Origin of the sequence: Streptomyces sp. DT2A-34, from assembly GCF_030499515.1 — a bacterium.
GTDB lineage: Bacteria > Actinomycetota > Actinomycetes > Streptomycetales > Streptomycetaceae > Streptomyces.
In genome coordinates this window covers 70623-83116 of the sequence record NZ_JASTWJ010000002.1, presented here as the reverse complement: position 1 = coordinate 83116, position 12494 = coordinate 70623, and the positions used below count along the sequence as shown (strand labels likewise).

General features: G+C 68.7%; 13 protein-coding genes. 9 read left to right on the top strand and 4 right to left on the bottom strand.

Translation table 11 applies throughout. From position 1 onward, the window contains the following. The first annotated feature begins 2 nt into the window (after window positions 1–2). From QQM39_RS45745 to QQM39_RS45705, 9 genes are all read left to right on the top strand, one after another. Window positions 3–1937 carry a DUF3732 domain-containing protein gene (locus QQM39_RS45745; protein ID WP_302004037.1) on the top strand — a complete coding sequence of 645 codons (1935 nt, stop codon included), beginning with the start codon at window positions 3–5 and terminating at the stop codon, window positions 1935–1937. Between the two features lie 555 nt (window positions 1938–2492). Then, on the top strand, window positions 2493–2690 hold the full coding sequence (locus QQM39_RS45740) for a hypothetical protein (protein WP_302004036.1): 198 nt from the start codon (window positions 2493–2495) through the stop codon (window positions 2688–2690). Then, the gene (locus QQM39_RS45735) at window positions 2687–3280 is read left to right on the top strand and encodes a hypothetical protein (protein WP_302004035.1); all 594 of its coding nucleotides are present in this window, start codon (window positions 2687–2689) and stop codon (window positions 3278–3280) included. The genes QQM39_RS45740 and QQM39_RS45735 overlap by 4 nt, the downstream gene beginning before the upstream one ends. 897 nt (window positions 3281–4177) lie before the next feature. Then, window positions 4178–4735, top strand: a complete 558-nt coding sequence (locus QQM39_RS45730; RefSeq protein WP_302004034.1) for a hypothetical protein — start codon at window positions 4178–4180, stop codon at window positions 4733–4735. Between the two features lie 58 nt (window positions 4736–4793). After that, window positions 4794–6392: a transposase family protein gene (locus QQM39_RS45725; RefSeq protein ID WP_302004033.1), complete on the top strand. Its 1599-nt coding sequence runs from the start codon at window positions 4794–4796 to the stop codon at window positions 6390–6392. Then, a complete protein-coding gene (locus QQM39_RS45720) occupies window positions 6389–6631 on the top strand; it encodes a Mu transposase C-terminal domain-containing protein (protein WP_302004032.1) in 243 nt (80 codons plus the stop codon). Before QQM39_RS45725 ends, QQM39_RS45720 begins: the two co-directional genes overlap by 4 nt. 13 nt (window positions 6632–6644) lie before the next feature. Beyond that, window positions 6645–7448, top strand: coding sequence for an ATP-binding protein (locus tag QQM39_RS45715; RefSeq protein ID WP_302004031.1), 804 nt, complete (start codon window positions 6645–6647; stop codon window positions 7446–7448). Further along, window positions 7445–8242 (top strand): ATP-binding protein, encoded by a 798-nt coding sequence (locus QQM39_RS45710; RefSeq protein ID WP_302004030.1) that lies wholly within the window; start codon window positions 7445–7447, stop codon window positions 8240–8242. The genes QQM39_RS45715 and QQM39_RS45710 overlap by 4 nt, the downstream gene beginning before the upstream one ends. Continuing rightward, window positions 8239–9384 carry a hypothetical protein gene (locus tag QQM39_RS45705; RefSeq protein WP_302004029.1) on the top strand — a complete coding sequence of 382 codons (1146 nt, stop codon included), beginning with the start codon at window positions 8239–8241 and terminating at the stop codon, window positions 9382–9384. Before QQM39_RS45710 ends, QQM39_RS45705 begins: the two co-directional genes overlap by 4 nt. Before the next feature lie 127 nt (window positions 9385–9511). Here the strand turns inward: QQM39_RS45705 and QQM39_RS45700 are convergent, their stop codons facing one another. The 4 genes from QQM39_RS45700 to QQM39_RS45685 all read right to left on the bottom strand — a co-directional run bounded on the left by QQM39_RS45700 (window position 9512) and on the right by QQM39_RS45685 (window position 12367). Beyond that, complete coding sequence (locus QQM39_RS45700) at window positions 9512–10495, bottom strand: endonuclease/exonuclease/phosphatase family protein (RefSeq protein WP_302004028.1); 984 nt, start codon at window positions 10493–10495, stop codon at window positions 9512–9514. Between the two features lie 209 nt (window positions 10496–10704). After that, entirely contained in the window at window positions 10705–10965 is a 261-nt protein-coding gene (locus tag QQM39_RS45695) for a hypothetical protein (protein WP_302004027.1), read from the bottom strand. A gap of 226 nt (window positions 10966–11191) precedes the next feature. Next, complete coding sequence (locus tag QQM39_RS45690) at window positions 11192–11419, bottom strand: hypothetical protein (protein WP_302004026.1); 228 nt, start codon at window positions 11417–11419, stop codon at window positions 11192–11194. 42 nt (window positions 11420–11461) lie between these two features. Continuing rightward, window positions 11462–12367, bottom strand: coding sequence for a serine peptidase (locus tag QQM39_RS45685; RefSeq protein WP_302004025.1), 906 nt, complete (start codon window positions 12365–12367; stop codon window positions 11462–11464). Between the last annotated feature and the right edge of the window lie 127 nt (window positions 12368–12494).

Genomic DNA, 12494 nt, shown 5'->3' with positions numbered 1-12494 from the left:
CCATGCATCTGCTCGCCCTGGCCCTCTACCACCGCGACGGCCGCCCCACCCCCCGCGTCCTGCGCTTCAAGCCTGGAAAACTCAACATCGTTACCGGCTGGTCGAAGACAGGGAAGACCACCCTGGTCGACGTCGTCGACCACTGCCTGGGACGACGCCGCACCCCCTTGCCCCAGGGGCTCATCACCGACACCGTCGGCTGGTTCGCCCTGCTGATCCAGACCGGCACCAGCCGGGTACTCGTCGCCCGCCGCCACCCCCGCACCGGCTCCACCAGCGACGCGATGCTCGTCTTCGGCGACCACCGCCTGGACGTTCCTACCGCCGACCAGCTCCGGGTCAACTCCAACACAGAGTCGATTCGCTCAGAAATCAGTGGCCGCCTTGGCATCGAGGACCACCTCATCGACTCGCCCGACGGCTCCGCCTACAACGTCCATATCGGCCACGCCCTGCCCCTGTGCCTGCAGCGGCAGACCGAGATCGCCGACTCCGGACGCCTCTTCCACCGGCAGACCGACCACGAAATCTTCACCGCCCTCAAAAACAGCCTGCCCTACTTCCTCGGTGCCGCAGGACCCGAACAAGCCGCCCGCAAGCAGCAGCTCCTGACCACCACCCGCCGCCTTACTGCCCTGCGCCGCACCCTCGACCAAGCCCGCCAACACGCCAGCAGCTCCACAACCGTCCGCACGGCACTGGCGCGCCTGGCCCACCAGGCCGGACTCATCGCCGAACTCCCCGCTTCCCTGCAGCCGGCCGAACTCGAAACGCTCCTGCATACCGCACTCGAGGCCCCAAGCCACATCCCCACTCCCCGCGCCGAGCCCGGACTCGCCGACCGCCTGTCCGCCGAACGCCGCACCCTCACCCACGACCTGGGCGAAATCGACGACGCCCTGCGCCTGCTGGATTTGTGGGCGCAGCAAACCGTGGACCTGACCGGCCAGCTCCACACCCAGCGCAGCCGCCTCACCCCGCTGGGCTTGCTGGCCACCCGCGACGACGGCCACGACACCTGCCCGCTGTGCACCCAGGAACTTCCCGAAGCCGACCCGGCCGTCAACGCCCTGTCCCAACTCGCCCGCGACCTCGAACAAGAACTCACCGACCTCGACGCCCTCGCCCCCGCACGAGAACAACGCCGCCGCACACTCACCGCCGAACGAGAACAACTCGTCCGCCGCGTCAGGGAGAACGCTGCCGCCGAACGAGCCCTGCGCGACAACAACCGCGCCCTGCGCCGAGCCCAGGATCAGCGAGAGCAGCAGGCCCTCGTCCGGGGCAGGATCCTGCAGGCCCTGCATGAGCCCGCCGCCGACGACACCGTCGACGTCTCGGCGCTGCGCCGGGAAATCACCCGGCTGGAAGAGCACCGACGAGACCTCCAGCACCATGTTGACCAGGACGATATCGCGGCTGAGACCGAAATCCGGCTGGGCGACGTCGCCCGCAACATGACCGCCTGGGCCCGCGAACTCGGCCTTGAACACGCCGACACGGCCGACGACGTCCGCATCAGCCCGACCACCCTCAACGTGGTCGTCCGCACCTCAGGCAGACGCATCCCCCTGGACCAGATCGGCAGTGCCGACAACTGGATCGGATACCACATCGTCGCCCACCTCGCACTGCACCTCTACTTCGTCGAACACCAGCGCCCGGTGCCGCACTTCATCATGTTCGACCAGCCCAGCCAGGCATTCTTCCCCGAAGAACACGTACACGACGCCGCCACCCTGGAGGACGCCGACTGGCAGGCCGTCCGCGCCTACTACCACCTCATGCACAAGGTCGTCGCCCAGGCCGAAGGCCGCCTTCAAGTCATCGCCACCGACCATGCGCACCTTGCCTCCACCCCATGGTTCCGCCACGCCGTTGTCGCCAACTGGCGCGACGGAGACGCCCTCGTCCCGGCTCACTGGCTTGCACACTGACCCCGGCCCGCGGGCCGAATGACAAGCCGTCAGCGGCCACCAGACAGACGCCTCGGACCCGCCTGTCGCAAACCTGAGCACGGCTCTGCACCCCCGACGAGGGCACGGCGCTGCGGCTCAACCCCGCGGACTTTCCAGGCACCGGACCGGGGCGGAAGCGGACGCGGACAATACCAGCCCTCCCTCGGCATCCGACGTGAGTTGGCAACCTTGCCGAGGCCGATGCACGCGTGGTGTTTCCTCCAGGCAGCCTGAGCACGGCCGTGAGTCGGCATGCCGCACACAGCACGGTGCGGCACAGCCGACCCCGGCCGGCTGCCCGCGTCTTGGACGCCTGACCTGCGAGGAGAAGACACATGAAGTGCCTGCTGATGGCCCTCCGTGACATCGGCGAGCGCGGTCTCCGCGCCGCTTGCAGGCGTACCCGCAGCGCACCGCCACCCCCGTCACCACTCGGGCGGGGGAGCGGAGGCGATCACATGACGCTCCCCGCCAGCCCGGACGAGCCAGCACCCGGCGTACCTGTCTCTGAGAACCGGGCTACAGCGGCTCTCGATGCTCTGGTCGCCAAGCACCCGCCTGGAGATCGAGGAATGGGACTTTACCCATCTCGACAGCGACATCGGTGACCGCATCCTGGCCATCCACGATTCCAGGGACGCCAGAACGATCACCGTCCCCATAAACCAAGATCCCCGCCTGCGGCTTCACGCCGTCCGCCAGATCCTCTTCAACATGGGGGAGCGCCCATGACCACCGTCACGCGCCGTCGGCTCAGCCTCGTTTCCGCCCGAGTGCGCCGCGGTACCGCCCGGCCCGACAAACCCATCGTGCTCCGCCACACCGCGGACGGGGCCACCGTCGAGTACGACCCCGAGCGGGCATCCCTGGATGCGGCCACGATGCTCACCCGCGTGCGCCTGTGCACGGAGGGATACACGCTCGGCGAGATCTTCCTCGAAGACCATGACCCGCAGCTGACTGCCCTGTACCGCGCCTGCTCCCGACTCCACCTGGACGTGGAACACACCAGGGGACCGCGCATCACCGAACCGGTCGTCGTCAACCACGAAGACGACTGGTCCTACCTGGTGCCCCGACATTGGGACCCGGCCGACGCACTGCAGCGGCTGCCTGCCGCATTTGCCGCCGCCCGGCCGGACATCGCGCGCGAACTGGAGCGGCTCGATGAGGCGAAGCACACTGCACAGGGCACGATCGACCAGGCCATTGACCTGACGGCATCCCTCATTCTGCAGACGGGAAATGTGCAAGGCGTCTACGACGACCTTGTCCGCCTGCTCGACCAGGCAGACCTGCCAGCGGGCCAGACCGGTTCCTGAACCGGCCCGGTACGGCAGCCGCTCTCCCGCCCGGAGCCTCATGCGCACGGCTCGACGCCGGGCAGGTCATCCCAGACCGGACAGGCCGTGGCCGAGGCGCCCCGCCCCGAGCAGCCAGTTTGAGCCAACTGCCGTAGACAATACGGAAGTCAGGGCGGCCGTTCGAGGCTGCATTGTCAGACCCGGACGCTACAGTGCCCAGCCCGATGTGCATCCTGCCCGGTGCCCGCCCCGAAGAGCGCCGAACCTCTCCGCTGCGCAGACCGCCTCTTGCGACGAAACGTAAGGAGGCATCGCGGGCCAACGTAAGGAAGCCCCGCAGACTGCGGGCCCGTGCTACCCGCCCCCGTGAACCGGCTCGTTCTACCTGGCCGTGCGCTGCTGCCTGCACTTTCCTCGGCCTGATCCGCCCGGGGCATACCGCACCGCCGGAAGACGGCACTGCTTTCGGCGTCCTTCAGCCGAGAACAAAACGTAAGGCAGAACGCAAGGCAGCCCGTGGGCAGAACGTAAGGCAGCCAGCTCTGCTGCGCTCTACGAGCAGGGAACGCTCGCGCCCTCGCCGGCCTTCCGCTCAGCCGTGCACGCTGCCCGAAATGGGAAAGTAAATCGGCTCCGACGCCGCTTCTCTGGCAATGACTGGAAGTGGCCCTGTTCCCAACTTTTCCTCACTAAGTTGCGGGTTGCCGGCGCTCACACTGCAGCTTCGCCCGATGCCTCACCCCGCGCACCACCCACAAGGACTGGCGCGGGCGCACCGGTGCGGCGCTGCCGCGCGTGACCGGCACAGCGGCCTGTGCCCTTCCAGCACGGCGTCATCCACCTTTTCACCACGGTGACAGCCCCGCCTGTCCGTCACCGTGCACACCGATGAGACGAGATGAGGGAGAAAGACCCATGGGATTCGGGGAGTTGGGTGCCAAGGGTATCGAAGGAGGGCGTGCCCTGGCCGAGAGCCTGGACAGCCGGGTCTTCGACGATGTCGAGTGGAGGCGCAGCGATGAGGAACTCCTCCACCAGGCGCTGGGCTATCTGGTGAAGAAGAAGTCCGCGGCAGCTGCGCTCCACGCCCATGGGATCGCCGCCGATGCCGACACCCTCGCCGCGTGGTGGTCAAAGACCCGCACCCCTGACCCCGAGCAGCAGCAGCTCCTGCAGCAGGCATTCCGCGACCTGCGACGGCGCAACATCGCCCCCTACCTGACCCGCCTGTTCAACGCGGACGGCGGCACCCGGATCGAGATCCACCCCGTCAACCAGGAGGCCGTCGAGGCCCGCCACCGGCGCGACCTGCGCGTCCGGTGGAAGAACATCTGGCGCTGGAACCCGATCATCGCCGCCTGGGCGCGGCAGGACTCCCTGGAGATGGAGCACCTGTGGCAGGACCTCATGAGCGAGATGGAATCCGACCACCGCTCCTACTACTACGTGCAGCACATCGGCATCATCGGCTGACCCCGCCCCGGCCCTGATTCACCTGCCGTATCCACCACATCCTGAAGGGAGCACCCCGGTGCCCTCGGCATCGACCCACGCCTCGTCCGACGAGCAGGACCGCGCACCGCGACGTCGGCGTGAAAAGAAGAAGCTGCTGGCGGCTGGAGTCCGCTCCCTGACGGAGCTGCGCCAGCGCGGTGAGATGACCACCGACGATGTGAAGACCGTCGCCCGCAGCGTGGGCGTCAACGAGCGCACGGTGTGGCGACGTCTGGCGAAGGCCCAGAACTTGGGCACCGCCGACCTCCCCGAGCGACCCCGGTTCACGATCACCGAGGAGCTGCGGGTCAAGCTCGCCTACCACCACGGGAACGTCAAAGCCGTCCATCTGGAGCTGCTCGCCGAAGCCGACGACGAGCAGGACGTGCCGAGCCTGTCCACGCTGTACCGCGCGGTGAGGCTGGATCTCCCGCCGGGCGACCTGGCGGGACTGCGCGAGGGTATCCCCGCCTCTCGGGCACACGACCCCCACCTGCGCCGGCCGCCCACCTGCCGCAACGAGGAGTGGGAAGGCGACCACAAACAGATTCCCGTCCTGGTCTGGGCGGACGGACGCCTCGTCAAACCGTGGGTCACCTGGTTCTGCGACTGCCACACCGGCATGACCATGGGCTGGGCCGTCACACCGCATTACCCCCACCGGGCATCGATCCTGGCCGCCCTGCGCTCCTGCATCCTCACCGACGAGGTACACGGCCCGGCCGGCGGACTGCCCCGGCGGATCCGCATCGACCGCGGCAAGGACTTCCTCTCCCGGGCCGTCACCCAAGCCATGGGCAGCCTCGGTGTCCAAGTGGACGTCCTGCCGCCCTACACCCCCCACCTCAAGGGCAGCATCGAAAACCTCAACCGGGCAGCGACCAGCATGTTCTTCTCCACCCTGCCCCGCTACACCAAGTCCCAGAAACTCGATGCCAAACGGCGGGTGGGGGACAAGGACCCCGCGCTGGCCTTCGAGGCCTTCGTCGACCTGTTCGCGACGTGGGTGCGCACCCGCAACGCCGAACACCGCATGCAGGGCTACGGCGACGTCACCCCACTGGAGAGCTGGCACAGCGACGACACCCCGCTGCACGAGCCGCCGCTGGAGGACCTGCATGTCTTCCTGCTGGAGGAGGAGCGCTCCACCCGCATCATCCACGGCCACGGCATCCGCTGGCAGAACCGCGACTACGTCGGCGCCTGGATGACCGGCCGCACCGGCACCCAGGTCCGTATCCGCTACCAGCCCCACCACCCCCGCACCATCGAGGTCTTCGACGCCCACACCGACCAGCACCTGGGCACCGCGCACCTGGCCGACGAGGCCAGCGAGGAAGAGATCCGCGCCGTCTACGAGGCCCGCGACGAACGGGTACGGCGCCTGCGCCGCGACCTGGCCGAGGCCAAACGCCGCCGACGTCGCCGCTTCCAGGCCGTCACCCAGGCCGAGCCCGCACGCACCGCCGGGACCATGACCCGCGCCCAGGCCGCCGCCGAACTCTCCCTCACCCGATGCTCGCGGGCCAAGGACGACGGCGTACCCGCCGGATACATGCCCCGCCGCGTCACCCCCGGCGCCCGCTGGGCCATGCCCGCACCTGCCAGCACCGAGGAGAAGAGCACCGCCCCATGACCCCCACCCCCTCGGGCGAGGTCCGCACCATCAGCCCGCACGGGCACATCCACTGGCGAGGCCAAACCTACAGCGCCCTCTTTGCGCTCGCCCACATCGGTGCCCGCGTCACCGTCGAACCCGGCCCTCACACCGAGGAGATTGACGTCCACGACCCGGCAGCCGGCCGCCACCTCGGTACCACCCGGGCACTGCCCAGCCCCACCATCCCTGTTCCCGTCCACCCCTCTTCCCCGTAAGGAGCAGACCTCCATGACCGCCACCCCCGCCGACGACAGCTGCCAAGAACCCGACTTCTACCTCGACCTGCCCGACGCCCGAATCGTGGCCACAGAAGCCCTCCTGGAGGCCGGCGAGAACATCGCCGACACCATCGACGCCCGCGCCATGTCCTGCATCTACGGCGACGCCGGACTGGGCAAGACCTTCTCCGTGCGGGCCGCACTGAAGGAAGTCGCCCCCGACCTCGTCCTGCTCCTGCAGTTCAGGGCCCGCCCCACCCCGCGCGACATCCGCATGGAACTCTTCGACGTCCTGCACCTGGAAGGCAAGCCTCCCGCCCACCCCAGCGAGTTCGACCGGCTCCTCAAGCGCGCCCTGGCCCGCCGCCCCTACATCCTGGTCTGCGACGAAGCCCAGCAGTTCAGCCGCGAATGCTTCGAGTTCGTCAGGCACCTGTACGACACCGGCAAGGGAAAGAGCCGCCCTGCCGTCCTCTTCGTCGGCGGCGAGGAATGCTACAAGACCCTCTACAACGAGCCCGCTCTCGCCTCCCGGATCTATATCTGGCAGGAGTTCACCCCCATGGAGCCCGCGGAGGTGGCCAAGAACATCCCCCTGTTCCACCCCGTCTGGGCCAACGTCTCACCCGAGCTGATCAACTTCATCGACCTGGAAGCCGGCGGCGGCACCTTCCGCATGTGGTCCAAGGTCACCCACCATGTGCTCGAGGGCATGAAGCGCCGCGGCCTGAGCGAAGTCGACGAGACCCTCGCGCGCTGGGCCATCCGCCGATCCCGCCCCGCCCGACCCGTCCGCCGCGACGACGACCGGTGAACACCACCGCCCTCTCCCGCCGGGCCACCCGCACCACCCCGGTCGCCACCGCCCACGGAACCGTCCGCTTCGCCCGCCACCACCTCGGCCTCACCGGCGCCCGAACCGTCCACACCTCCCAGATCACCGCCACTGCCACCGCCCTTGAGGCCACCGTCACCGAGCAGGGCATGATGTGCCTGGCCGCCCCCGCAGGGGCAGGCAAGACATTCACCCTGCACACGGTGCTCGACCAGCACCCCGCCTGGCACGCCATCCGTCTCCTGCCCCAGCCCCAGGCCCGCCCAGGCGACCTCCGCCACAGCCTCCACCACGCCCTGGGCCTGCCCGGACAGCCCCCCAAGGACCCCGGCACCAGCGACGACCTCATCCGCCACGCCCTCCACCACCCGCCCCGGCTGCTGGCCATCGACGAAGCCCACCAACTCTCCGCCTCCTGCCTGGAATACCTCCGCTACCTCTACGACGACCCCCACACCCACATCGCCATGGTGCTGGCCGCCGGCAGCCACCGCCTGCGCGCCCTGCGCACCACGGCCATGCTCGCCTCACGCGTGACTCGCTGGCACGACCTCGATCCCCTCGATGCCACCCAGATCACCACCGTCATCCCTGCCTTCCACCCGCACTGGAAGAACACCGACCCCGCCCTGCTCCTGCACCTCGACCAGATGTGGGCCCACGGCAACTTCCGCCGCTGGGCAGCCCTCACTCACCGCACCACCACCCGACCCGCCCGCACCGACCCCGACGCACTCCTGCGCCACCTCACTCCACGCCCGGAGACGTCATGACCCCCCGCCTGCCCCCGCCCGACGCGGCCGGACCCGCCGGGTCAAACAACGCCAGCGAGTGGAGCCCGACGTGGCCGCCCCGCCAGAACACCCCGCTTCCCCTCGTCACCCTCGTCGTCACCATGCGCGACGAACAGGACTACATGCGTCTGGCGTTCGCCGCCCACCAGCCGCGCCACGGACGCATCACCGTCCACCCCACCCCGCTCGCCGGAACCGGCCCCAACCTGGCACACGACCTGATCCGCGCCCTCGGCAAACACCTGCCCCTCCCCGACAAAGACCATGGCCTGCCCGCATGGGCCACCAACACCAACCGCAGCTGGCGCATCATCGCAGCCTGGATCCTCACCCTGGGCATCAGCCACCTGACCATCTGCCGCGCCCACCGGCTCAGCACAGGACAGTGGGAGCAACTACTGGCACTCAGCGCCCGAACCGGCATCCGCCTGACCCTGCTGTGCAACGGCCCCATCCCGCTGACGACCCTCAGCCTGCTGGACACCATCGACCACCGGCTCCTCGACAACCGACAGGCCGCAGCCGCCCACTGGTGCCCCCCACCCCACCCGCGACATCCCGCCGGCTACCCGTGGTGGCAGCACCGCGCACCCTTCCTGCCGCGCGAGGACGACCTCCAGTTCCGCATGCCACCCCAGCCTCTGAAGCCCGCCGCCGTCGTCTTCACTCCCTCGTCCCTGCCTCCCGGCCCCATCCCGGCCCTGCCTCTGCCCGGACCGCACCAAGACGACGTCCACCCCCACGCCGTCCAGATCGCCGACCGCATCCACACCCGCATCGCCCACCCCGTCCACGCCGCCTGCGTCGCAGTGGCAGCGCTGACCGGATACAACAGTCAGCAGATCAAGGCCCTTCACACCCAGCCGAGCAATGGCCTGCCCGAACTGCCCCCCTGGACAACGGTGCTGATGGACGCTGCCCGCCAACTCGCAGCCCTGCGCGGCCACCCTGACGCCCCCAACCCGCTGTCCGTCCCGCCCTGGGAACACGCCGACATCGACCAGGCTCTCCATGCCTGCCGGCTCCGGCCCACCCCACCCACCCGCCGACTCCGCACACCCTCCGCTCACGTCTCGCGGACGAAGACCGTCGACCAGCTGCGCGGCCGCCCAATTGCCTGAAGGACTCTGATGCTCGACCGACTCCACCTAACTCGGGGCAGTCCGTCGACTCCACCGATCCCGGATCGCTTCAAGCCGGTGCCCGGTGCCACGTGCTGGAAGGCGAGTCGACGCGGCGTTGGGCAAGTCACGGTCCGGGGATCGCGAATTCCACCCAGAGCGGGTAGTGGTCGGAGATGTGCCAGGACAGCTCCGTCAGGGTGCGTTCTCCCTTCAGGTCGGGCACGAAGTTGATGTGGCCGCCGACGGTGGCTTCCAGGGTCAGCACGGGGCGGTGTTTCTGTCCCTTGGTGAACCAGGCGATCTGGTCGTAGAAGTGCTCCGCGCCGGGGTCGTCGAAGATCGTGCGTGCCAGTCCGGTCAGTTGGGGTGCGGGGACCAGGCCGGTGGAGGTGAATGCCTCGAACAGCGGGTCTCCGGCGCGGTCGATGTTGAAGTCGCCCAGCGCGATGAGGTTGTGGTCCCAGCCGAACTCCCGCTCCGCCCACGTGGCCAGCCACTTCGCGATGGCCTTCAGTTCCGGGACCCGGCCGGCGGCGCTCTCCCCGAACAGGACGTGCAGGGTGACCAGGGTGAAGGTCTGGCCCTGGGAGAGGAAACTGACGGCGTACGGAGTGCGGGCGAACTGCCGCTCCAGTTCCCCGGCGCTCACGCCCGCGTCCTGCTCGATCGGGACGACCAGCTCGCAGGCCAGGCCGGACGGCTTCACCCGTCGGGTGTCGAACAGGAACGCCAGCCGCTCCCCGTTGCCCTCCTTGCCGAGGGTGACGTCGGTGAGGATGAACGCCCAGTCGTCTCCGAGGACTTTGAGAAGGTAGCGCAGGGCGCGCAGGTTCCCGCGCGTCTCCTGCACCGCGACCACGTCGAAGCGGCGGATCACCGACGCGATCAGGTGGACGTCGGTGAAGTTCCGCTTCGGCGAGGCGCCGTCCGGGGTGGTCCAGGCCTTGGTCAGGTCGGAGAAGGCGCGCAGGTTCCACGTCGAGATCAGGAGGTTGGCGCCGACGCCGTCTTTCTTCGCCGGCACCACCCCGTCGAGGAATGTCTCCCAGCGGGCCACGCGTTCAGCCACCCGTTGCGGCGGCGCCAGAATGTCGGCTTCGGACGGCACGGATCCTCCTCAACACAGGGGGCGTCTTACGAGCCTCCAAGAACGCCCTTGGACGGGACAAGACCCGTTCCAGTGACCTGCCCCATCCAGCCCAACCCCGGCGCTCAACCGTGTCGCCGCGGCGCGACGGCACTGGGTGTGCAACAAGGAGCGTGGGTCCGGGCCGATATGACGAAGAGGGGCACCATTCTGCGCCCCTCCCCAGGGCGTCACTTGCTGGGTGGGACGACGTGCGGATAGCAGTCGTCAAGGCCCTCAACGGTCACGATGGTGATCCGGAACTTGTTCTCCGGGACGTAGTAGTTCCTGGGCTCGTTGGCGATCTTCAGGTACTCGGTGCCGTCTCGGTCAGCTGTCGCACACTCGACACCAACCGCGGTGCGGCGGGGGAGCGTGCCTACCGGTGTCATGCCCGAGGGATCTCTGGGCGTGAGCACATCGGTGTCGCGCGTGAAGGCCACTGTGAGCACAGACGTACGGGTATCCGCCGGAACGTAGAGGGGAAGCCGCGGAGAGGGCTGTGGTACACCCGGGTCGTAGGTTGGCGTCGGAGCTACATGGTGAGCCGACGATGGCGGTGCGGCACGCGGCGTGTCCACCGGGCCGCGGTCCGCTTCCCCACCTCCGGGAGCGCTGAGCAGACTCAAGAGCGAGCCTGCCAGGGCGACGGCCACCGCAAGGCCTCCTCCCAGCCGCCTAGGGCTCCCGGAACACCTGCCACCCGGCCCGCACGCCTTCCACCCCGCCGGCGATCAGGAGGGGGGCCACCGCCCAGAAGACCCCCCGGACCACCCCGGTGGCGCCGGTTAGTATTAGCGCCTTCACCAGCAGCAGGGCGAGCACCAGCACATACCCGCCCCCGAGGCCCCACCAGAGCAGGCGGACCCGGTTCGGTGCCGCCCGTTCCAGCGGCTTCTCGGTCACCAGCTCCGCCCCGCTCGGCAGAGTTCACCGCGGCTGACTGCCTCACAGATCAAGGTATGGGCCGATCGTGGCCGCGGTGGCGGCGGATCGGAGGTAGTTCTTGGCCTGGTGGAAGTCGAAGGGTGCGATGGCGGCCGTGTGATCCAGGGAGAGCCCCTTGAAGTAGCGGCTTAGCTGCGGGGGCACAGCCACAGGGTCGCCGGGATCGGCGACGTTCACCCAGCGGCCGACGCCTGGTGGGCGCTGGCCGTTCAGGTGCGGTGTTGCACCCTGGGGGGTGGGGCACAGCCGGTGGAACACGGCCTGTGGGAGGGCCAGCGGCGAGCCCAGTGTGAGGAACAGTTCCGGTTGCAGTTCGGGATGGGCGTGCAGCGCTTCGTAGGCAACGACCGAGCCGAGTGAGTGCGCGATCACGACCCTCGGCTGTTGCCGCGCGATACGCGCGGCGACCTCTTCGCGCGCTGCGAGACGGTTCGGGCAATCGTGCGCCCGCAGATAGGCGGCTACTTCGCGGAACAGCAGGCGGATGAAGACTCTGAGAGGGCCCTCGGCCAGGTCGAACCGTGTTGCCACCCAGGTGGTGATCTGGCGCAAGGGGATCGTGAGATGCCCCTGCACGACGTCCGCGGGAACGCCGAGTTGCGCGGACCATGCTGTCAGCATCTCCTGCTCCAGCGGATCGTTCAGGCCGTCAAGAGGGTCAGCTCCCTGCTCGGCGACGCCGGGGAGGAGCTTGTCGGCGTAGTACGCGAAGTCGAGGTTGATGTTCTCGGGAGCGACGCCCAGTCCATCCGCTAGGTGACGCGTCCAGGCCGCCCCTCGCACTGCTCTCAGCTCTTCCCTCATGCCGCTGGATACGTCTGCACCGAAACTGTTCCCGACTCCGTGAACGGCGACGACGGTAAGGCCGGACGCGGCGTCGCCGGTGAGGGGCGATTGAGCCTCCATCACTTTCTGCCTCTCTCGATGCTGGGCGAGTCAAGTGCATGATGGACCCGTCCGCCCGTTGCAACGCCTGGCTTTGAGCGATCTCGTATGCGGAAACGAACCCGGCGTCTAGGGTCGGTGGCAGGAA

What these genes read in the sequence shown, in the direction of transcription:
- QQM39_RS45685 (WP_302004025.1), bottom strand. Translation starts at nt 12,367, where the DNA reads ATGGAGGCTCAATCGCCCCTCACCGGCGACGCCGCGTCCGGCCTTACC.
- QQM39_RS45715 (WP_302004031.1), top strand. Translation starts at nt 6,645, where the DNA reads ATGACCGCCACCCCCGCCGACGACAGCTGCCAAGAACCCGACTTCTAC.
- QQM39_RS45705 (WP_302004029.1), top strand. Translation starts at nt 8,239, where the DNA reads ATGACCCCCCGCCTGCCCCCGCCCGACGCGGCCGGACCCGCCGGGTCA.
- QQM39_RS45740 (WP_302004036.1), top strand. Translation starts at nt 2,493, where the DNA reads ATGCTCTGGTCGCCAAGCACCCGCCTGGAGATCGAGGAATGGGACTTT.
- QQM39_RS45745 (WP_302004037.1), top strand. Translation starts at nt 3, where the DNA reads ATGCATCTGCTCGCCCTGGCCCTCTACCACCGCGACGGCCGCCCCACC.
- QQM39_RS45735 (WP_302004035.1), top strand. Translation starts at nt 2,687, where the DNA reads ATGACCACCGTCACGCGCCGTCGGCTCAGCCTCGTTTCCGCCCGAGTG.
- QQM39_RS45720 (WP_302004032.1), top strand. Translation starts at nt 6,389, where the DNA reads ATGACCCCCACCCCCTCGGGCGAGGTCCGCACCATCAGCCCGCACGGG.
- QQM39_RS45730 (WP_302004034.1), top strand. Translation starts at nt 4,178, where the DNA reads ATGGGATTCGGGGAGTTGGGTGCCAAGGGTATCGAAGGAGGGCGTGCC.